Origin of the sequence: Zobellella maritima (genome assembly GCF_003075035.1) — a bacterium.
In the GTDB taxonomy this organism is placed as follows: domain Bacteria; phylum Pseudomonadota; class Gammaproteobacteria; order Enterobacterales; family Aeromonadaceae; genus Oceanimonas; species Oceanimonas maritima.
In genome coordinates this window covers 2,259,470-2,279,501 of the sequence record NZ_QCZE01000001.1, presented here as the reverse complement: position 1 = coordinate 2,279,501, position 20,032 = coordinate 2,259,470, and the positions used below count along the sequence as shown (strand labels likewise).

At 62.0% G+C, this 20,032-nt stretch carries 20 protein-coding genes; all 20 read left to right on the top strand.

Annotated features, from left to right (window positions below):
- Positions 1-8 precede the first annotated feature (8 nt).
- The 20 genes from fliD to DCS96_RS10390 all read left to right on the top strand — a co-directional run bounded on the left by fliD (position 9) and on the right by DCS96_RS10390 (position 19,955).
- On the top strand, positions 9-1,352 hold the full coding sequence (fliD, locus tag DCS96_RS10485) for a flagellar filament capping protein FliD (protein WP_116474211.1): 1,344 nt from the start codon (positions 9-11) through the stop codon (positions 1,350-1,352).
- Positions 1,353-1,419: 67 nt separating this feature from the next.
- Complete coding sequence (gene fliS, locus DCS96_RS10480) at positions 1,420-1,830, top strand: flagellar export chaperone FliS (protein ID WP_198649998.1); 411 nt, start codon at positions 1,420-1,422, stop codon at positions 1,828-1,830.
- Between the two features lies 1 nt (position 1,831).
- Positions 1,832-2,197 carry a flagellar protein FliT gene (locus tag DCS96_RS10475; protein WP_157953620.1) on the top strand — a complete coding sequence of 122 codons (366 nt, stop codon included), beginning with the start codon at positions 1,832-1,834 and terminating at the stop codon, positions 2,195-2,197.
- Positions 2,198-2,216: 19 nt separating this feature from the next.
- Positions 2,217-3,131 (top strand): flagellar hook-length control protein FliK, encoded by a 915-nt coding sequence (gene fliK / locus DCS96_RS10470; RefSeq protein ID WP_116474208.1) that lies wholly within the window; start codon positions 2,217-2,219, stop codon positions 3,129-3,131.
- Positions 3,124-3,393 carry an EscU/YscU/HrcU family type III secretion system export apparatus switch protein gene (locus DCS96_RS10465; RefSeq protein ID WP_116474207.1) on the top strand — a complete coding sequence of 90 codons (270 nt, stop codon included), beginning with the start codon at positions 3,124-3,126 and terminating at the stop codon, positions 3,391-3,393. The genes fliK and DCS96_RS10465 overlap by 8 nt, the downstream gene beginning before the upstream one ends.
- A gap of 315 nt (positions 3,394-3,708) precedes the next feature.
- Positions 3,709-4,029 (top strand): flagellar transcriptional regulator FlhD, encoded by a 321-nt coding sequence (gene flhD, locus DCS96_RS10460; RefSeq protein ID WP_116474206.1) that lies wholly within the window; start codon positions 3,709-3,711, stop codon positions 4,027-4,029.
- Between the two features lies 1 nt (position 4,030).
- Entirely contained in the window at positions 4,031-4,582 is a 552-nt protein-coding gene (flhC, locus tag DCS96_RS10455; RefSeq protein WP_116474205.1) for a flagellar transcriptional regulator FlhC, read from the top strand.
- 124 nt (positions 4,583-4,706) lie between these two features.
- Complete coding sequence (gene motA, locus DCS96_RS10450) at positions 4,707-5,576, top strand: flagellar motor stator protein MotA (protein WP_116474204.1); 870 nt, start codon at positions 4,707-4,709, stop codon at positions 5,574-5,576.
- A complete protein-coding gene (motB, locus tag DCS96_RS10445; RefSeq protein ID WP_116474203.1) occupies positions 5,573-6,454 on the top strand; it encodes a flagellar motor protein MotB in 882 nt (293 codons plus the stop codon). The genes motA and motB overlap by 4 nt, the downstream gene beginning before the upstream one ends.
- Positions 6,455-6,517: 63 nt before the next feature.
- On the top strand, positions 6,518-8,602 hold the full coding sequence (gene cheA / locus DCS96_RS10440; protein ID WP_116474202.1) for a chemotaxis protein CheA: 2,085 nt from the start codon (positions 6,518-6,520) through the stop codon (positions 8,600-8,602).
- A complete protein-coding gene (locus DCS96_RS10435) occupies positions 8,599-9,081 on the top strand; it encodes a chemotaxis protein CheW (RefSeq protein WP_116474201.1) in 483 nt (160 codons plus the stop codon). Before cheA ends, DCS96_RS10435 begins: the two co-directional genes overlap by 4 nt.
- Before the next feature lie 29 nt (positions 9,082-9,110).
- Complete coding sequence (locus DCS96_RS18960; RefSeq protein WP_116474200.1) at positions 9,111-11,267, top strand: methyl-accepting chemotaxis protein; 2,157 nt, start codon at positions 9,111-9,113, stop codon at positions 11,265-11,267.
- A gap of 59 nt (positions 11,268-11,326) precedes the next feature.
- Positions 11,327-12,139 (top strand): CheR family methyltransferase, encoded by an 813-nt coding sequence (locus DCS96_RS10425; RefSeq protein ID WP_116474199.1) that lies wholly within the window; start codon positions 11,327-11,329, stop codon positions 12,137-12,139.
- Between the two features lie 54 nt (positions 12,140-12,193).
- Positions 12,194-13,243, top strand: coding sequence for a protein-glutamate methylesterase/protein-glutamine glutaminase (locus DCS96_RS10420; RefSeq protein ID WP_116474198.1), 1,050 nt, complete (start codon positions 12,194-12,196; stop codon positions 13,241-13,243).
- A gap of 54 nt (positions 13,244-13,297) precedes the next feature.
- Entirely contained in the window at positions 13,298-14,959 is a 1,662-nt protein-coding gene (locus tag DCS96_RS18955) for a methyl-accepting chemotaxis protein (RefSeq protein WP_269801897.1), read from the top strand.
- Between the two features lie 58 nt (positions 14,960-15,017).
- A complete protein-coding gene (gene cheY, locus DCS96_RS10410) occupies positions 15,018-15,407 on the top strand; it encodes a chemotaxis response regulator CheY (protein WP_116474197.1) in 390 nt (129 codons plus the stop codon).
- Between the two features lie 49 nt (positions 15,408-15,456).
- Entirely contained in the window at positions 15,457-16,134 is a 678-nt protein-coding gene (gene cheZ, locus DCS96_RS10405; RefSeq protein ID WP_198649997.1) for a protein phosphatase CheZ, read from the top strand.
- Positions 16,135-16,291: 157 nt separating this feature from the next.
- A complete protein-coding gene (gene flhB / locus DCS96_RS10400) occupies positions 16,292-17,446 on the top strand; it encodes a flagellar biosynthesis protein FlhB (RefSeq protein ID WP_116474195.1) in 1,155 nt (384 codons plus the stop codon).
- Entirely contained in the window at positions 17,443-19,524 is a 2,082-nt protein-coding gene (flhA, locus tag DCS96_RS10395; RefSeq protein WP_116474194.1) for a flagellar biosynthesis protein FlhA, read from the top strand. The genes flhB and flhA overlap by 4 nt, the downstream gene beginning before the upstream one ends.
- Entirely contained in the window at positions 19,521-19,955 is a 435-nt protein-coding gene (locus DCS96_RS10390) for a flagellar protein FlhE (protein WP_116474193.1), read from the top strand. Before flhA ends, DCS96_RS10390 begins: the two co-directional genes overlap by 4 nt.
- Positions 19,956-20,032: the final 77 nt, after the last annotated feature.

Sequence of the window (20,032 nt, the reverse complement as noted above, 5' to 3'; positions counted from 1 at the left end):
GCCGCATTATGGCGAGTATTTCATCACTGGGCATCGGCTCGGGCCTGGATCTGGGCGGGCTGCTCGATCAGCTGGCGTCGGCCGAGCGCCAACGGCTGCAGCCGCTCACCGGGCAAAAAGGCAGCTACCAGGCAAAGATATCCGCCTTCGGCAAGCTGGAAGGCAGCCTGTCCCAGTTTCAGGTAGCGGTGGACAAGCTCAATGATGCCAAACTCTTTACGGGCGTAAAGAGTGAGGTCACCGGATCGGCGGTGACGGCGGCGGCCGGTGCCGATGCCACCGTGGGTAACTACCAGCTGGAGGTGACCACCCTGGCGCGGGCCTACAGCGTGGCCACCAACGGCATTGCCGACAAGGCCACCGAGCTTGGGGCGGGCACGTTGACCTTCAACTTCGGCAGTGGCGATAGCTTAAGTGTTGACATTACCCAGGCACAAAGCTCCCTGGAGGGGATCCGAGATGCCATCAATGCCAAAAACGCCGGGGTGAGCGCGTCTATAGTCAATGATGGCAGCGGCAGCCCTTACCGGCTGGTGCTGGCCTCCACCGAAACGGGCACGGATGCGGCCATCGCCTCGGTCGATTTTGGTAACGTGACCGGCCTGTCGCTGGATACCGGGACTGAAGTAATCGCCCAGAATGCCCAGCTCAAGGTGAACAACATTGCCATTACCAGCCAGGGCAACCGGGTCGAGGGTGCCATTCAGGGGGTGACCCTGGATCTGGCCGAAACCGGTGCCGCCAGCCTGGCCGTCAGCCGGGATCAGCCGTCGATCAAGGAGGCTATCAAGGGCTTTGTCAGTGCCTATAACAGCCTGCAGGGCAGCATGGCGGATCTGAGCAGTTTTGACGCCGCCACCGGCTCGGCCGGTCTGTTGCTGGGCGACAGCACACTGCGCAGTGTACAGAGCAAGCTGCGCGCGACCATGACAGATGGGGTGGCCGAGGGGCAGTTCCAGATGCTCAGTGATATTGGCATCAGCCTGCAGCTGGACGGCAAGCTGAAGCTGGATGAAGGCAAGCTGGATACCCTGCTGAGCGAGAATATGACGGGGCTGGCTGACTTCTTTGCCGGCGGCAGTGACGACACCGGGCTGGCCGGGCGGCTGAGCCAGACCCTGGGGCAATTGCTGGCGGAAGACGGCACCCTGGACACGGCCACCAGTGGCCTGAAAGACGGTATCGAACGGGTGGATCTGCGTTATCAACGCCTGGAGTCGAGTATCGAGGCCACCATAGCGCGCTATCGAGACCAGTTTGCCAAGATGGATAGCCTGGTGGCCAATATGAACTCGACCAGCAGCTACCTGACCCAGCAGTTCGAGATGATGAACGCCCAGTTGAAGCAATAAGGCAGCAGGCATGGCTGCATCTATATGCCAGACAGCAATAAAAAGAGAGGTTAACAGGATGAATTCAATGCGCGGTGCGGCCGCTTATGGCAGGGGAGCCGGCGCCTACGCCCGGGTGGGGATCGAAAGCAATGTGCTGTCTGCCAGCCCGCATCAGTTGATCATGATGCTGTTCGATGGTGCCCAGTCAGGCTTGCGTACTGCCCGGCTGCATATGCAGAACGGCAATGTCGCCGAGAAGGGCAAGGCGATTTCCAGGGTGCTGGATATCGTCAACAACGGCCTGCAGGCGGCGCTGGATCTCGAAAAGGGCGGAGAGCTGGCCGAGCGGCTGGGGTCCTTGTACGAGTATATCGCCCGGCTGCTGGTGCAGGCCAACCTGCATAACGACGAGCAGCGGCTGGATGAAGCATCTGCCCTGCTGGACAACATCGGCTCGGCTTGGCGGGAAATCGGTGACCAGGCGAAGGGAGGCTGACATGGCCACTGAGCAGAATGCAGACGCGTCCATCCAGGAAGATATTATTGCCTGTTATCAGTCTCTGCTGGACTGCTCGGCCAGGATGCTGTACCAGGCGCGGGATGAAGACTGGACGTCGTTGATTGATGAGGAATCCCGTTATGTCAGTCAGGTGGAGCGACTGGCCCGGCTGGAGGCGGTTCAGGTATTGGCGCCGGCGCAGATGGCTCGCAAGGCCGAGCTGCTGGGGCTTATCCTGTCCCAGGACCGGGAGATCCGCGCGCGCCTGATGCAGCGCAAGGAAGAGCTCGGCAGGCTGATTGGGGAGTCTCAGCGCCAGCGCAAGCTGAACCGGGCTTACTCATCATCCAACACGTCGTTATAACGCGGCGACGGGGCGAATTGTGAGTGGTATCAACTCGCTGATCGACACCCTGCTGCACCAAGAGATGGGTCGACGGGAGCCTCGTCCGGTGGCCTCCGAGCCCAACGGGGCGGTCAGGCCGCTCCCACCGGTTGAGGCACCCCGGATGCTGCACAGTGACTCGCGGCTCGATCCCCGGGCTATCCTGCCCGGCGCAGGCGGTGCCCTTATGGCCGGGCAACCGCTGCCTGTGTCACCAGGTGGGAGGCCTGCCCCCATCGGCATCCAGCTCAGTCCGGCGGCCCGGCTTATCGCCGACCTGCTGGGTGTTGCGCCGGCCCCGCTTGCCGTGATCCGCCCCCAACAACCGCTGATAGCGACGACCGGGCCCCTGCTGGCCGAGGATATTGCGCCACGGCTGGCAGGCAGTATCCGTGACAGCGGACTGTTTTATGAATCGCATCTGGCCCGCTGGTTTCATGGCGAGCTGCCCCTCGAGCAACTGGCACAAGAGCCCCAGATGCAGCAAGCAGCAGCCGAGCCCGCCATGGATGAGGCTTTGCGAGGGCTGGTACGGCATCAGCTGGAACTGCTGGTTACCCCTGCCCTGCGCTGGGAGGGGGAGCCCTGGGCCGGCTTGTTGATGACACTGCTGATCCGGCCGCCCGAGGCCCGCCATCAGGAAGATACCGGTGCGGCGCCACAGGATGGGGCCGACGAGCAGGGCTGGCGCAGCGAGCTGACCCTGTCCCACGGCGACCTGGGCGACATAAGGGTCAGCATATGGCTGCACGGAGAACAGCTGGCCATGACCCTGACCCCGGAAACAGACGGGATGGCGGCACAATTGCGGACCGAACTGGATCGGTTGTCTGCGCGACTGACCGCCTGCGGTTTCAGCTCGGTGAAGCTGGATATCGACACGGATGACAGGGAGTGGCAGTTTGATGAGTGAGCGGGAGAGCAGGCGGCGTGCGGTGGCCCTGGCCTACGGCGAAGGGGACCAGGCTCCACGGGTAGTGGCCAGCGGGTACGGCGAACTGGCCGAGCGGATCATTGCCGAGGCCAGGCGGCAGCAGATCTTTGTGCACGATGCGCCCGAGCTGGTCGGCCTGCTGATGAAGCTGGATCTCGATCAACAGATACCCCCGGCCCTCTATGCGGTGGTAGCCGAATTGCTGGTCTGGGTCCGGGAGCTGGAACAGGACGCGCCTTGAATCAGTTTGCCGATGCGCCAGGCAAAAAAAGATTGCCTGTTCAATAGACAAAACAGGGCATTCCTGTCGGTGCATTTCCTTTCCATTTGGCCCCGGTATTTGCTTACTGCGGTTAAGTTCATGTATTTTGTGCCATTCTAGAATTCTCTCCTGGCCAGATATACCGACTCGTGCAGCAATATTTTTGACACGGTGGTAGTGTACGCTGCCTTGTGCTGCGACATTCTCTGGCGGATACCGAGCCCCGGATAGCCAATCTGTCCGCCAAGAGTGGGCCAGGTGATGAATATCCGGCAACGCCGAGTAAGGAACAAGATGGAACAAAACAGTATTCTGGACGAAATTCAGGAGTTGAATCTTTCCTACCTGCTGCTGGTCAGACGCCTGCTTAATGAAGACAAGCCGATGGCCATGTACCGGTTGAAGATTGATGAACCCATGGCGGATCTGCTGTTGTCACTGTCGGCCAAGGAACTAAGCCGGCTCGCCCGCCTTAACCAGCTGATCTGCCGACCGAACTTCGAGCAGGCTGAACAGCTGGAAAAGCTGCTGCGCAACCCCCGCGACCAGGGCCTGATGCCAACCCACCTGGCCATGCTGATGGCGTCGGCCAATCCGGCGAAAGGAGCCGGATAACATGCAAGACAAGAGTCTGCTAGATGAAATGCTGCAGGTACAGACCGCCATTGAGCTTATCGAACTGGGGGCCCGCCTGCAGGTGCTTGAAACCGAAATCTCATTGAGCCGCGGCCGCCTGATCCGTTTATACAAGGAAGTGCGGGGCATATCGCCGCCCAAGGGGCTGCTGCCCTTTTCCACCGACTGGTTTATGACCTGGTTGCCCAATATCCATGCTTCCCTGTTCTACAACATCTATCTGCAGATGACGGAGCAGCATGGCTGCGAGCGGATGGAAGGCTTTGTCAGGGCATTCCGGCTTTACCTGGAGCAGCTCGAGCTGGAGGGCGGAGAGCAGGTGCTGGGCCTGACCCGGGCCTGGACCCTGATTCGCTTCTTTGAAAGCGACATGTTTCAGCTGTCGGCCTGTACCCAGTGCGAGCTAAACTTTGTGGCCCATGCCCATGCCCCCCGCCAGGACTTTGTCTGCGGCATCTGTCAGCCGCCATCACGGGCGGGCAAGACCCGCAAGCGGATGCCCCGGAAGCAGGCAACAATGGTGGATGTCTGAATCAGGCTCGTCCGCCTGTCCCATAGTGCCGATTTTTTTTCTGCTCACCCTCAAGTCTTGATGCCGGCAGCCGATAATAGCGCCGAGACTGTCTGTGCTGTACCACTGTTAAGGATGCTTGTTTGTGCTGATACCCTTGGGATTTATCATCGTTACGCTCTCTGTATTTGGCGGTTATATGCTGGCCGGCGGACACCTTGGCCCCCTGTATCAGCCATTGGAGCTGTTGATGATCGGCGGCGCCGCCCTGGGCGCCTTCGTGGCCGCCAATAACGGCAAGGCGATCAAGGCCACCCTGCGCAGTGTTTCCAGGCTTAAGCGCACCAAAAAGTACAACAAGGCGTTGTACATGGATCTGATGGCGCTGCAATTCAAGCTGCTGACCAAGATCCGTCGGGAAGGCATGAAGGGAGTCGAGGAGGATATCGATAACCCCGAGGAAAGCGCCCTGTTTGCCGAACATCCACAGATCCTTCAGGATCCCATGATTATCGGATTCCTGACCGATTATCTGCGGTTGATGGCCAGCGGCAGCATGAATGCCCATGAGCTCGATGAACTGATGCTCCACGAGATAGAGGTATTCGAGCATGAAGCCCATATTCCGGTGGATGCCCTGACCAAGGTGGCCGATGGCCTGCCGGCCTTTGGCATAGTGGCGGCGGTGATGGGGGTGGTCAAGGCGCTGAGTGCCGCCGATGCCTCTCCGGATGCGATGGGACACATGATCGCCGCCGCCCTGGTGGGCACCTTCCTCGGCATATTGCTGGGATACGGGTTTGTGGCGCCGTTTGCCGGCAGGATGGAGCGGCAGATAGCCGAGGCGGTCAAGATGCTGCAATGCATGAGGGTGACCCTGCTGGCCAACCTCAACGGCTATGCCCCGCAGCTGGCGGTGGAGTTCGGTCGCAAGACACTGCATACCGCCGAACGACCGACCTTCATTGAACTGGAGGAACATGTTCGTAGTGCCAGGGATGCGGGGGGCGCATGAGTGACGGCCACCGCCCCATCGTCATTCGCCGCAAGAAGGTGGTCAAGCACCACCATGGCGGCAGCTGGAAGATAGCCTTCGCCGATTTTATGACTGCCCTGATGGCGCTGTTTCTGGTGTTGTGGATCTTGTCTACCTCCAGTGACGCCCAGCGGGCGAGCGTGGCGAACTATTTCAGCACCCCGCTGGTGGTGGCCATGGCCGGGGGGGACAAGAGCAGCGCCAGCACCAGTGCGATTCCGGGCGGCGGGCCGGATCCCGTGTATGCAGAGGGTGAGCAAATGCGTATCGATCTGCGCAGCCAGGGCCGCTCCGATGAGGGGCAAAACCGTCTGAATCGGTTGAAGCAGCGGATCGAGTCGGTGATTGCCGCGGATGTGCGGCTGCGCGAGCTGAGCAGTCAGATGCGCATGGATATCACCCGTGAAGGGTTGCGCATCCAACTGGTGGATACCGAGCGCCGACCCATGTTCGAACTGGGCAGCGAACAGGTGGCGCCCTATATGCGCGAACTGTTGCGTACCCTGGCGCCCTTGCTGAACGAGTTGCCCAACCCGCTGAGCATCAGTGGTCATACTGACAGCCTGAGCTATATCGGCGGCAACCGGGGCTACAGCAACTGGGAGCTGTCCAGCGACAGGGCCAATGCCTCGCGCCGCGAGCTGGTGGCGGGGGGGCTGAGTCCGGACAAGCTGCTGCGCGTCGCCGGCATGTCAGACCGGGTACCGCTCAATGACAAGGATCCGGACGATCCGGCCAATCGCCGGATCAGCCTGATCGTGCTTAACGAAGAAACCGTCGACAGTATCCGCAACCAGGGCCTGCCCGTTCCGGATGAGCCTATGGCCCCTGCCAACCCTAACCCGGGCCCAGGCTGACCATGACGTTGTTGCGGCACAGCCTCAAGTGCCGCCGCCCTTATTGCCCCTGTGGAAAGGAATATGGATCTTAGCGACTTCTACGACACCTTTTTCGAAGAGGCGGGAGAGCTGCTCGAGGAGATGGAGCGGCACCTGCTGGCGCTGGATGTCGAGGCTCCGGGCGGGGAGCAGCTCAATGCCATTTTCCGGGCCGCCCATTCGATCAAGGGCGGCGCCGGCACCTTCGGTTTCGATGCCCTGCAGGCGAGTACCCACCTGCTGGAAAATCTGCTCGATGCCGGCCGCCGCGGGGAGCTGACACTGCGTCGCGATATTGTCGACACCTTTCTGGAGACCAAGGATATGCTGCAGGATCAACTGGATGCCTATCGTCAGGGGGGCGAGCCGGACCCGGACGCCTACCAGCGTATCTGCCGGGTATTGCAGCAGCTGGCGCTGGAAGAGAGGGTACCCGGAGAGCCGGAAGCCGGGGGCAGCCCTCAACCGGCGCAGCCGGCGCCGGTCGTTGAACCGCCGGCACCGGACCCCATCGTTCCGGTCCGGCTGCAGGTTACCCTGCTCGGTGTGGGAGACAGGGATCGGCAACTGCTGCTGGACGAGCTGGCCCTGTTCGGCGAGATAGTCGCGACCCGGGAACAACCAGGGCGGCTCGACATAGAGTTGCTCGGCTCGGTCAGTGCCGAAGACATAGCGGCGGTGATGTGCTTTATCGTCGAGCCGGAGCAGCTGGAGGTTCAGGTACTGGGCGAGGCGGATCCCTCTCTGGGCAACCAGGCGGTTGCAGCCGAGGCGCCGGAGCCGGCAGCGTGCCCGGTTCCGGCACCCGACGAAGTAGGCCGGGGGGGGGATCCGGCTGTTTTACGCGATTCAGACACCGCCTTGCCGCTTCATCGGGAGCCGGGCAGGCAGGGGGCGGGGGAAGCCTCTTCGTTACGGGTGCCGGTGGCCAAGATAGACCAGATCATCAACCTGGTCGGGGAGCTGATCATTACCCAGTCGATGCTGGTGCAGACGGTTAGCGGGCTGGACAGCCGTGTCCACGGTGCCCTTTCCAACAGCATCAAGCTGCTGGAGCGTAATGCCCGGGATCTGCAGGAGGCGGTGATGACCATCCGCATGGTGCCGATGGATTATGTGTTCAGCCGTTTCCCGCGACTGGTGCGGGATCTGGCCGCCCGGCTCGGCAAGGAAGTGGAGCTGGTCACCCGGGGGGAGTCCACCGAGCTGGACAAGAGCCTGACCGAACGCATCATAGACCCCCTGACCCACCTGGTGCGCAACAGCCTGGATCACGGCATCGAAGCCCCCGAGCACCGGGAGGCGGCGGGCAAGCCGCGGGTCGGGCGGCTGACGCTGTCGGCCCGGCACCAGGGGGGCAACATACTCATAGAGGTGGATGATGACGGCGCCGGCCTGGACCGGGCCCGGCTGCTGGCCAAGGCCCGTGACAGCGGCGTGAAGGTGTCCGACACCATCAGCGATGAAGAGGTCTGGCAGCTGATCTTTGCCCCCGGCTTTTCCACCGCGGAGCAGGTCAGTGATGTGTCCGGGCGAGGGGTCGGCATGGATGTGGTCAAGCGCAACATCCAGGCCATGGGAGGACAGGTGGAGCTGATGTCCCGGCCCGGTCAGGGCACCCGCACCCGCATACTGCTGCCCCTGACCCTGGCCATCCTCGACGGCATGCTGGTCCGGGTCGGTGAGGAAGTCTTTATTCTGCCTTTGAGTGCGGTCATCGAGTCGCTGCAGCCGACCGGCGAGCAGCTCCATGCCATGGGCCATGGCGCTACCCTGCTCAGGATCAGGGGGGAATACCTGCCGTTGATCGCCGCATATCAGGTGCTGGATGTCGCCGGGAGCCGAACCCGGCCCACAGAGGGTATTGCCGTTATCGTCCAAGGGGAAGGACGCCGTTATGCCCTGCAGGTGGATGAACTGCTCGGCCAGCGGCAGCTGGTAGTCAAGAACCTGGAAACCAACTACGGCAAGGTGCCGGGGATTTCCGCCGCCACCATATTGGGTGACGGCAGCGTGGCCCTGATCCTGGATATCGCCGACATACACCGTTTGAGTCATATGAAGGCAGGAATGCTGTCCGGCCAAACCGGACCGTCCGCCGCCCCTGCAGGAGATGTATTCGAATGAACCATACCAACGCGGCGCTCGCCGTCGCTCCCCGCGAGTTCCTGGTGTTTTCCCTTGGTGAAGAGGAATACGCCATCGATATTCTCAAGGTCCAGGAAATCCGCAGTTATGAAAATGTGACCCGCATGGCCAATGTGCCGGCGTTCATCAAGGGGGTGACCAACCTGCGCGGGGTGATAGTGCCGATCGTCGATCTGCGCATCAAGTTCCGCCTGGAACGGATCGAATATGGGCTGCGCACCGTGGTGATCGTGGTCAATGTGGGGGAGCGGGTGATCGGCATGGTGGTCGACGGGGTATCGGACGTGATGACCCTGACCGCCGAGCAGATCAAGCCGGCACCGGAGTTTGGCGTCACCCTGTCGTCCGGCTACCTCAATGGTCTGGGCAGCGTGGGTGAGCGCATGCTGGTATTGGTGGATATTGAAAAGCTGCTGAGCAGCGAAGAGCTTATCCAGGTTGAACAGACAGCCGGCTGAGGGCCGCCGAGAGCATCAAGGAATCAGACATGCGCAATAATCAGCCGGTAAACAACCGGGAATATGAACTCCAGGACGAGGATTTTCTGGTATCCCGTACCGACCTCAACGGCGATATCGTTTACGCCAACCCGGCCTTTATCAAGGTCAGCGGTTTTGCCCGGGAAGAATTGCTCGGGCAACATCACAACATAGTGCGCCATCCGGATATGCCGGCGGCGGCGTTTGCCAACCTGTGGTCGACCATCAGGGCCGGGGAAACCTGGCATGGCCTGGTCAAGAATCGGCGCAAGAACGGGGATTATTACTGGGTCGATGCCTCTGTGTCACCGATCGTCGAAAACGGCGAGATCAGGGGCTATGCCTCTGTCCGTATCAAGGCCGCTCGGGAAAAGATCGCCCAGGCGGAGCAGGCCTATACCGGGCTGCGCTCCGGGAAGGGCAGCGCCTTTCGGCTGGACCGGGGACGCTTGCAACGGCGCGGTCTGACTGGCTGGGTACGGCGGCTTAACCTGACCTCGATGCGGGCCCGGCTCGGGGCCATGGTTGGGGTATCGGCCCTGTTGTTGCTGCTTGCCGGCGGCATGGGCCTGTACGGGCTGCAGACGTCGGGGCAGCGTTTCGATGCACTGACCCGTGACGGGCTGCAGGATGTGGCCCGCTTGCAGCGTCTGGATCAACTGACGGTACAGGGACGCCAGCAATTTTCCCGGCCCAGCATAGAGCTGCTGGGAGAAAACAGGGAGGAGCTGCTGGCCGAGATAAGGCAGATGGCGGCCGAACTCGAGACCCTGTGGGCCGAGTATATGGCAAGGGACGTCAACCGTACCGGGCCGGCGGACGAATTCGGTGCCCTGCTGGACAGCTACCTGAATGACAACCTGTTACGGATAGCCGAACAGCTGGCGGGGGATGATCCTTATGAAATCTATGTCGGGCTCAAGGAGATCTCGGCGAAATTGAATGACGAGGGGCGGGTGCTGTCCGAGCGGATCAACGGCTTGATCGGCGACAAACAGCAAACGGCTGCGGTGATGGCGGTACAGGCCCGGCAGGAGCTGCGGCAGATGCTGATCTATCAGGGCGGGATACTGACCCTGGGCCTGTTGCTGCTTGGCCTGCTGGGGGGACTTACCATCCGCGCCCTGACTCGGCCATTGAAAAGTGCCATGGACTTTACCCTGCAGATTGCCGCAGGCAACCTGTCGGCCGAGATCCCCAGGCACAATCATGACGAGATCGGGCGTCTGCTGCAGACCCTGGATATCATGCGCATGAGCCTGGTCAGCATGGCCGTCGATATCAACAGCGGGATCCGGGTGGTCACCCCGGCAGCCCGGGATATCGCCAGTGGCAACGAGGATCTGTCCTCCCGGACCGAGCAACAGGCGGCGTCCCTGCAGGAAACCGCCGCCAGCATGGAGCAGATGACTACCACGGTGCAGCAGAATGCCGAGAACGCGCGCCAGGCCAGTCACCTGTCCGGGGAAGCGGCACAGATGGTGAGCGACAGCGGCCAGGTGATGGGTCAGGTGGTCGAGACCATGGGGCGGATCACCACCAGCTCGCGCCGGATGACCGAAATCATAGGGGTGATCGACTCCATTGCCTTCCAGACCAACATACTGGCCCTGAACGCGTCGGTGGAAGCGGCCCGGGCCGGTGAACAGGGCCGCGGTTTTGCGGTGGTCGCGGGCGAGGTGCGTAACCTGGCGGGGCGTTCTGCCGAGGCGGCCAAGGAAATCCGCCAGTTGATTGACAGCTCGTCCGGCGAGATTGGCAACGGTGCCGAACTGGTCCGCCGTGCCGAGCAGTCGATTGACAAGGTGGTGGAGTCGGTGACCCGGGTCAATGACATCATGGGGGAAATCTCTGCCGCCTCGGAAGAACAGAGCGGAGGCATAGGCCAGATCAATCAGGCGATCTCGCAAATGGATGAGGTCACCCAGCAGAACGCGGCGCGGGTACAGTCTTCCGCCCGAGCGGCGACGGCACTGCAGCAGCAGATTAGCCACCTGGGTCATTCGATTGCCGCCTTCCGGCTGCAGCAAGCGGAGACTGTCGACGGGGCCCCTGTCGAGCCCTCCTCGCATCGGCAGCCTGATGCCTTACCGGAACAGGTCCCGGGCCGGGCGCTGGTCCCTCGGCGACCGGCTGCCGATCTGGAAGAGTGGGAAGCCTTTTGAGCAGGGAAGTGCCGACAAGCCCAGTCTCCTGTGAGCCGCTGTTCGAGCGGGAGCTGGTGATGACAGACGCAGACTTCGGCCGGATCTGTGCCTTTATCCACCGGCATGCGGGCATAGTGCTGTCTGCCAACAAACGCAACATGGTGTACGGTCGCCTCGCCAGGCGGCTGCGGCATCATGGGCTGAGTCATTTCGGTCAGTACCTGAGCCTGCTGGAGCAGCAGGGCCAGGGACCCGAATGGCAGGCATTCACCAATGCCCTGACCACCAACCTCACCGCCTTCTTTCGCGAACGGCATCATTTTCCGCTGCTGGCCAGCCATGTGGCCGGGCGCGGTGAGCCGGTGCGAGTCTGGTGTGCCGCTGCGTCCACCGGCGAGGAGCCCTATTCGATCGCCATGACCCTGCAGGAGGCGCTGGGAGCCAGGGCCGCCGTGGCCCGGGTGTTGGCCACCGACATCGACACGGACGCCCTGGAGCAGGCCAGAGGCGGAGTCTATACCCTGGAACAGGTGCAGAAGCTCGATGCCGACAGGATCAGGCGTTTCTTCCTGCGGGGGCGGGGGGACAAGGCGGGGCTGGCGAGGATACGGCCGGAGACGGCGGCCCTGGTGGAGTTTGCCCGCCTGAACCTGCTTTCTTCCCAATGGCCGCTCAGCGGACCCTTCGATGCGATTTTCTGCCGCAATGTGATGATCTATTTCGACAAGGCAACCCAGGCCCGGATCCTTGCCCGTTTTGTCCCCCTGCTTAAACCCGACGGCCTGTTGTTCACCGGCCATTCGGAGAATTTAACTTACATCAGCCAGGCATTCCGCCTGCGGGGCCAGACCGTCTACGAGTTGGCCGACGAGGGTAAAGTTCGTGGCTGAGCGGTCGATAGTTAGCGGGACAGAACCCGGACATACCATTATAGGAGAACTGCCTTGCGTGCAGCCAAGATCAAGGTGCTGTGTGTCGATGACTCGGCGTTGATTCGTGATCTGCTGCGGGAAATCATCAATGGCCAGAGGGATATGGAGGTGGTCGCCGTGGCCCCGGATCCGCTGGTCGCCCGTGATCTGATCAAGCGTCACCAGCCCGACGTACTGACCCTGGATGTGGAAATGCCGCGTATGGACGGCTTGGACTTTCTCGAGCGATTGATGCGTCTGCGACCCATGCCGGTACTGATGGTGTCGTCCCTGACCCGGGACGGCTCCGACGCCACGCTGCGTGCCCTGGAACTGGGTGCGGTGGACTTTGTCCCCAAGCCCTTGCTGGGGATCCGCAGCGGCATGCTCGAATATGCGGAGCTGATCGCCGACAAGATCCGCATCGCGGCCCGCTCCCGGCCCCGCCGGGCTCATCCGGCCCCAAGCGCGCTGCAGGCACCGCTGATCTCCAGTGAAAAGCTGCTGATCATCGGGGCCTCCACCGGGGGGACCGAGGCCATCCGTAACCTGCTGGAGCCCCTGCCGGCCAACAGCCCGGGCATACTGATTGCCCAGCATATGCCCGGCGGCTTCACCCGTTCTTTTGCCGAGCGGCTCGACAGGCTGTGCCGCATTACCGTCAAGGAGGCCGAGGACGGCGAGCGTATCCTGCCCGGACACGCCTATATAGCGCCGGGCGACGCGCACCTCCGGTTGGCCCGCTGCGGGGCCAATTATATGGTGAGCCTGGACTGGGGAGAGCCGGTCAATCGCCATCGGCCCTCGGTGGATGTGCTGTTCCGGTCGGCGGCGAAGCAGGCCGGGCGCAACGCGCTCGGGGTCATCCTTACCGGTATGGGCAAGGACGGGGCGGCGGGCCTGCTGGAGATGCGCCGGGCCGGCGCCCGAACCCTGGCCCAGGATGAAGCGAGTTGTGTGGTGTTCGGCATGCCCAGGGAGGCCATTGCCCTCGGCGCCGCCGACGAGGTGGTCCCGCTGGAACAGATGGCCGCGCGGCTGCTGGCACAGATGTCCGTTTCGGGTCGGGCGCAACGGGTATAACCCTTGCCGGGCGAGACATGTTGAATTATATCCGAATGAAACCAGGTACTTCTTATGACGAACGTGTTGCGTAATATGAATATCGGCAAGGCCATCAACAGCGTGATCTTGCTGTTTATCCTGTCTGTCGGCGTGATTGCGGCCCTGGGTTGGGGCGCCAGCCGCATGGCCGACAACGCCATCCGTACCCTCAGCCAGATCAATGTCGAACAGCTCAATGGCATTAGCCGGGCGGAGGCGGCGCTGAATCAGGCCAGGTTTAACCTGGAAGTGGCACGTCATCATATCGGTGAAGGGCGGATCGGCAACGGCAAGGCATTCAATGACAATGCCGGCGCCCAGCTCAACCAGGCCGCCGAGGGGCTGGCGCGGTTCCTTGACAGCGTGCAAACCGCCCGGGGGCAGGCATTGGCCGAGGCCCTGACGGCCGATTTTCAGGCGATGATGACGCTGATGCAGCAACAGCAACAGGCATTGGCCGCCTTCGATATCGATGCGGCCAATGGCCTGCGGGAACAGGCCTATGCGAGCAGGGAGGCGCTGGATGGCAGCATGTCCGCCTTCGTCAGCTATGCGGACGGGCAGGGGGCTGCCCTGATGGCCGACTACGAGTCTCGGATCGTGCGTTATTCCTGGGTCGGGCTGCTGATGCTGCTGGTGACGGTGCTGGTGCTGGTGCTGGTACACAGGGGGCTGCGCAGGGTGCTCATAGCGCCGCTGCAGATCGCGGTCGACAACCTCGAACATATCGCCCGCTCTGATCTGTCCCAGGACATCCGAGTGTTGAGCCGGAACGAGATAGGGAAGCTGTTTGCCGCCATGCGCGATATGCAGCATGGCCTGCTGCAGACGGTGGGCACGGTACGTGACAGCAGTGTTGCCATTCATCGGGGGGCCAGTGACATAGCCGGTGGCAATGGGGATTTGTCGTCTCGTACCGAGCAGCAGGCGGCATCCCTGGAAGAAACCGCCGCCAGCATGGAGCAGCTGACCACCACAGTCAGACAAAATGCCGATAATGCCCGCCAGGCCAGCACCCTGGCCCAGGCCGCCTCCAATACCGCCAGCCATGGCGGCGAGGTGGTGGAACAGGTCGTCAGTACCATGGGCAGGATCTCCGACAGCTCCCAAAAAATCGCCGATATTACCGGGTTGATCGACTCCATTGCCTTCCAGACCAACATACTGGCGCTGAATGCCTCGGTCGAGGCGGCCCGGGCCGGTGAGCAGGGACGGGGCTTTGCGGTGGTCGCGGGCGAGGTGCGCAACCTGGCCGGGCGCAGTGCGGACGCGGCGCGTGAAATCAAGGGGTTGATAGAAAACTCGGTTACCCAGGTGGAAGACGGATCCAGGCTGGTGGCGCAGGCCGGTGAAACCATGACAGAGATAGTGGCGGCGGTGAAAAGGGTCACCGATATCATGGACGAGATTTCCGCCGCCTCCCAGGAACAGAGCCAGGGGATCGAGCAGGTCAGCCTGGCGGTCGGCCAGATGGACGAGGTGACCCAGCAGAATGCCGCCCTGGTACAGCAGGCCGCCGCCGCCGCTATTTCGCTGGAGAGCCAGGCCAGCCGGCTTGCGCAGGCGGTGGCCGTGTTTCGCCTGCCGGCAGGCGCCCGGCCGCAGGACGCCGAGCCTCATGCCGAGCCTGAGCAGCGGGCGCTGGCTCCGGTCGGGCACAGGGCGGCGCTTGCCGGTGACTGGGAAGCATTCTGAATAGTCGACCGGCTCTGACAGCCGGTCATGATGGTAATAACAGATTTAAGGACGTGAAATGGTCGACAAGAGTATGGGCATTCTGGTGGTGGATGACTTTCCTACCATGCGCCGTATCCTGCGCAGCTTGCTGAAAGAGCTGGGTTTTAACCATGTCGAGGAGGCCAGGGATGGAGAGAATGCGCTGGCCAAGCTGAGCGGTGGTGACTTCGCATTTGTGATATCCGACTGGAATATGCCCAATATGGACGGGCTGGAGCTGCTCAAGAAGATCCGGGCCGATGAGTCTCTCAAACATCTGCCGGTGCTGATGGTGACCGCCGAAGCCAAGAAAGAGAACATCATTGCCGCCGCCCAGGCCGGGGCCAGTGGCTATGTGGTCAAGCCCTTTACCGCCGCCATCCTGGAAGAGAAGCTGAACAAGATCTTCGACAAGCTGGGTAAATAACAGGCCGGCCATGCTGCAAGGGGCCAAGCCCTGCTAAGGAAGAGTGATGATGGGTGAAGAATCTCGGCCGGTAACGCCTGCCGTTGGTGCCGGTACCGAAGATCTGATCAGGCGTATCGGCCGGTTGACGCGCCTGCTGCATGACAGTATGCAGGAACTGGGGTTGGACAAGGACATCGCCAGGGCGGCCACGGCCATCCCCGATGCCCGGGATCGGCTCGCCTATGTGGCGACGATGACAGAGCAGGCCGCCGAGCGGGCGCTGAATGCCATCGACCGGGCCAGACCCCTGCAAAATGAAATCGAAGAAGGTGCCGAGGTACTGGAGCGGCGCTGGCAGCGCTGGTTCGAGTCTCCTCTTGAACTGGCCGAGGCCAGGGAGCTGGTGGTGGACACCCGGGCCTACCTGAAGGACATCCCCGAGAAGACCCGGGCCACCAACGACCAGCTGCTGGAAATCCTGATGGCCCAGGATTTCCAGGATCTGACCGGTCAGGTGATCAATAAGATGATGGGGTTGATCCGGGAAATAGAACATCAACTGGTGCAGGCTCTGCTCGATAATATGCCGGATCTGCAGGGAGAAGAGGTGACCGGCCTTCCTGCGCAGTCGAACGGAGCCGGGGGACAGACCCTGTTGAATGGCCCCCAGCTGAATGCGGACGGGGAAGATGTGGTGAGCAGTCAGGATCAGGTGGATGCCTTGCTGGATGATCTGGGTTTCTGAGCGACCATGGGCTCCGGCTCCTACCCTATCGTAATCCCGTTTGCCTCCAATATTATTAAACCGGGAATAAGCCATGATTCCGGGTCCTGTTCGGCATATCGAAGCAGCCCCGGGTTGTTGACAATGGCCGCCGTTTAGCACAGCCAATCCGGACACCATGGCCGACGAGACCAGCGATCAGGAAAAAACCGAAGCCGCGACCCCCCGACGAATCGAGAAAGCCCGGGAAGATGGCCAGATTGCCCGTTCCCGGGAGCTGGCTACCTTCCTGTTGCTGCTGGGAGGGGTCATGGGCCTGTGGGGCATGGGCGGCGTCCTCTACGACCAGCTGGGTCTGGTGATGGAACGTTCCTTCCTGTTTGATCGCCGTCAGGCGTTCGATGCCATGGTCATGCTCAGCCATGCCTTCGAACTGGGCCGACGCACCCTGCTGGCCCTGTTGCCACTGTTTCTGCTGTTGACGGTGCTGGCGCTGGCGGCTCCTGTGCTGCTGGGCGGCTGGCTGTTTTCCGCCAAATCCCTGACGCCGCAATTCTCCAAGCTGAATCCGATCAAGGGGCTGAAACGCATCTTTTCCACCCAGGCCCTGGCGGAGCTGGCCAAGGCGTTGGCCAAGTCGTTGCTGGTGGGCAGCGTGGGCGTCATGTTTTTACTCGCCAAGCGAGGTGAGCTGATGGCGCTGATGGAGCAATCCATGCAGCAGGCGGCGGCCAATGCCCTGATCATGGCGGCGCAGGCCTGCGGCCTGATGGTGCTGACCCTGGTACTGGTGGTGCTGATCGATGTGCCCTATCAGTTGTGGAGTCATGCCAAAAAGCTGCGCATGAGCAAGGAGGAGATCAAGCGTGAACACAAGGAGTCGGACGGTGACCCCTATCTCAAGGCGCGGATCCGTGCCCAGCAGCAGGCGATGGCTCGCAACCGTATGATGAGCAAGGTGCCGGAGGCCGATGTGATCATCACCAATCCGACCCACTTTGCGGTGGCCCTGCGTTACGACGACGGCAAGATGGCGGCGCCGAGGGTGGTGGCCAAGGGCGTCGAGGCGGTAGCGGCCAGGATCCGCGAGCTGGGCCGTGAACACAGGGTGCCCTTGCTGGAGGCGCCGCCCCTGGCCCGGGCCCTGTATCATCATGTGGACCTGGATCGGGAAATCCCCATGACCCTGTATACCGCGGTGGCAGAGGTCATGGCCTGGGCCTTCCAGCTCAAACGGGTACAAACGGAGGGGGGGGAGCCGCCCGCGACACCGCGGGATTTGCCGGTGCCCGCCGAACTGGCCGATCCCCGGGCCCGGAAGGAGGTTGAATGAAGGTGTTGAGCCGCTATCTGGCGCAATTTGAAGGGATGGGCCATGAGCAGCTGAAACTGCTGGCCGGCCCCGTGCTGATCATCATGATACTGTCGATGATGATATTGCCATTGCCGCCCTTTGCCCTGGATCTGTTGTTCACCTTCAATATCGCGCTGGCGATCATGGTGCTGCTGGTCAGCATGTTTACCCAGAAGCCGTTGGATTTTGCCGCCTTTCCGGCGGTGCTGCTGTTTACCACCCTGCTGCGGTTGTCGCTGAATGTGGCATCAACCCGGGTGGTGCTGATGGAAGGGCACCAGGGAGGTGATTCGGCCGGCAAGGTGATCGAGGCTTTTGGTCAGTTCCTGGTGGGCGGCAACTTTGCGGTGGGTCTGGTGGTGTTCTTGATCCTGGTGATCATCAACTTCATGGTGATCACCAAGGGCGCCGGCCGCATTGCCGAGGTGGGAGCCCGTTTTACCCTGGATGCTATGCCCGGCAAGCAGATGGCCATAGACGCGGATCTGAATGCCGGCCTGATTGCCGAGGAGGAAGCGCGCCGACGGCGGGCCGAGGTTTCCCAGGAGGCCGATTTTTACGGCTCCATGGACGGCGCCAGCAAGTTTGTTCGCGGTGATGCGGTGGCCGGTCTGGTGATCATGGTGGTCAATATCATGGGCGGCCTGATGATAGGGGTGCTACAGCATGATCTCGGTTTTGGCGAAGCGGCCGAGACCTATGTGTTGCTGGCCATCGGTGACGGCCTGGTGGCGCAGATCCCGGCGTTGGTGATATCCACCGCCGCCGGTGTGACCGTATCCCGGGTCAATACCGAGCAGGATGTGGGCCAGCAGATGATCAGCCAGCTGTTTGTCAACCCGCAGGTGCTGATCCTCGCCGCCTGTGTGCTGGGCCTGCTGGGCCTGGTGCCGGGTATGCCCAACCTGGTGTTTTTGTTGTTTACCGCCCTGTTGGGCGGCCTGGCCTGGTGGATGAAACGCAATCGGGAACAGCAGATTGTCGATGAGGTAGTCAATGCCCCCGCGCCGATGCCGGAGTCGCCGGAAGCCAGCTGGGACGATGTGCAGCTGGTAGATACCCTGGGTATGGAGGTGGGACACCGGCTGATCCCGCTGGTCGATCAGCGACAGCAGGGCGAATTGCTCGGCCGCATCAAGAGTGTACGCAAGAAATTTGCCCAGGAAGTGGGCTTCCTGCCCCCCGTGGTGCATATCCGCGATAACCTCGAGTTGCCTCCCAATAGCTATGTGATCACCCTTAAGGGCGCGGAAATCGGTCGCTCAGAGCTGTTTCCCGGCCAGTGGCTGGCCATCGATCCTGGGCAGGTGACCGGCAAGCTGGAGGGCTCCCCGACCCGGGATCCGGCCTTTGGTCTGCCGGCGGTGTGGAGTGACGTCAGCCAGCGGGAACATGCCCAGATCTATGGATATACGGTGGTGGACGCCAGCACGGTGGCGGCTACCCACCTCAATCACCTGCTGCAACGTCATTCAGCCGAGATGCTCGGCCGCCAGGAGGTCCAGTATTTGCTCGACAAGCTGGGAGAAGAGAACAAGGCGCTGGTGGAGGAGGTGGTGCCCAAGCTGGTGTCCCTGACCCTGCTCCAGCGGATACTGCAGAACCTGCTGGAAGAAGACGTTTCGATCCGGGATATGGGAACCATACTCGATACTCTGGCCGAATATGCGGTGGGGCAGACGGATGTACACGAGCTGACCGCGCTGGTACGCATCGGCCTTGGCCGGGGCATTACCCAGCAGTGGTTCCAGGGACAAAACGAGCTGCATGTGATCGGCCTGGACGCCGGCCTGGAGCAGGTGTTGATGCAGGCCCTGAATGGGGGCGGAGCCCTGGAGCCGGGATTGGCCGATACCCTGATGGAGCAGGCCCAGGCGGCACTGGACCGTCAGGAGGCGGCCGGCGAGCCGCCGGTGCTGGTGGTTCAGCACAATCTGCGCGCCTTGTTGGCCCGCTTCCTGCGCCGCCGCCTGAGTTATCTGGTGGTGATGTCCCAGGCCGAAATTCCCGATGATCGTACCCTGAGGGTGACCAGCTTGATAGGAGGGCGTCAATGAGCCTGCACCATGCCCTGAAACCGGCATCCTGGCCGAGACTATGGCTGCCCCTGTTGTTCCTGACGACACTGTTGACGGCGACCGGAGCCGTGGCCGCCGCCGGCAGCTGGGTATTGCAGGCCCCGGCGGTGCGGGTGGCGGTGCCCGGGCGGCAATATGTGTCGGCGGCGCTGGTGGTACCCGAGCCGGCGTCGCTTGCCGGACGGCGGCTGGTGAGCCTGAGCTGGCGTTATCAGCTTCCGACCGGGCGTCAGCTGCAGGCCTGGCTGTGTCAGGACGAGCGCTGCATCGCCTTGTCTGCCGCCGAGGGCGCTCCGGACACGAGCGGACTGCGCCTGGAAGTACCTCTGCGGTTTCGGTTTGCATTGCCGCCGGGTGAACGCCAGGCGGTGACGGTACAGGGCCTGCAGCTGATCCTCAACTACCGCTGAGCGCTGACGGCGGGAATAACCACCAATAATGGGGTCTGTTTGGAAATTATAAATCGGCATGGCTGCCGATAATGGGA

Excerpts from the sequence above, each read along its gene's own strand:
- fliD (WP_116474211.1), top strand. The coding sequence starts at position 9 with ATGGCGAGTATTTCATCACTGGGCATCGGCTCGGGCCTGGATCTGGGC.
- fliS (WP_198649998.1), top strand. The coding sequence starts at position 1,420 with ATGCGCGGTGCGGCCGCTTATGGCAGGGGAGCCGGCGCCTACGCCCGG.
- DCS96_RS10475 (WP_157953620.1), top strand. The coding sequence starts at position 1,832 with ATGGCCACTGAGCAGAATGCAGACGCGTCCATCCAGGAAGATATTATT.
- DCS96_RS10465 (WP_116474207.1), top strand. The coding sequence starts at position 3,124 with ATGAGTGAGCGGGAGAGCAGGCGGCGTGCGGTGGCCCTGGCCTACGGC.
- flhD (WP_116474206.1), top strand. The coding sequence starts at position 3,709 with ATGGAACAAAACAGTATTCTGGACGAAATTCAGGAGTTGAATCTTTCC.
- flhC (WP_116474205.1), top strand. The coding sequence starts at position 4,031 with ATGCAAGACAAGAGTCTGCTAGATGAAATGCTGCAGGTACAGACCGCC.
- motB (WP_116474203.1), top strand. The coding sequence starts at position 5,573 with ATGAGTGACGGCCACCGCCCCATCGTCATTCGCCGCAAGAAGGTGGTC.
- cheA (WP_116474202.1), top strand. The coding sequence starts at position 6,518 with ATGGATCTTAGCGACTTCTACGACACCTTTTTCGAAGAGGCGGGAGAG.
- DCS96_RS10435 (WP_116474201.1), top strand. The coding sequence starts at position 8,599 with ATGAACCATACCAACGCGGCGCTCGCCGTCGCTCCCCGCGAGTTCCTG.
- DCS96_RS18960 (WP_116474200.1), top strand. The coding sequence starts at position 9,111 with ATGCGCAATAATCAGCCGGTAAACAACCGGGAATATGAACTCCAGGAC.
- DCS96_RS10425 (WP_116474199.1), top strand. The coding sequence starts at position 11,327 with ATGACAGACGCAGACTTCGGCCGGATCTGTGCCTTTATCCACCGGCAT.
- DCS96_RS18955 (WP_269801897.1), top strand. The coding sequence starts at position 13,298 with ATGACGAACGTGTTGCGTAATATGAATATCGGCAAGGCCATCAACAGC.
- cheY (WP_116474197.1), top strand. The coding sequence starts at position 15,018 with ATGGTCGACAAGAGTATGGGCATTCTGGTGGTGGATGACTTTCCTACC.
- cheZ (WP_198649997.1), top strand. The coding sequence starts at position 15,457 with ATGGGTGAAGAATCTCGGCCGGTAACGCCTGCCGTTGGTGCCGGTACC.
- flhB (WP_116474195.1), top strand. The coding sequence starts at position 16,292 with ATGGCCGACGAGACCAGCGATCAGGAAAAAACCGAAGCCGCGACCCCC.
- flhA (WP_116474194.1), top strand. The coding sequence starts at position 17,443 with ATGAAGGTGTTGAGCCGCTATCTGGCGCAATTTGAAGGGATGGGCCAT.
- DCS96_RS10390 (WP_116474193.1), top strand. The coding sequence starts at position 19,521 with ATGAGCCTGCACCATGCCCTGAAACCGGCATCCTGGCCGAGACTATGG.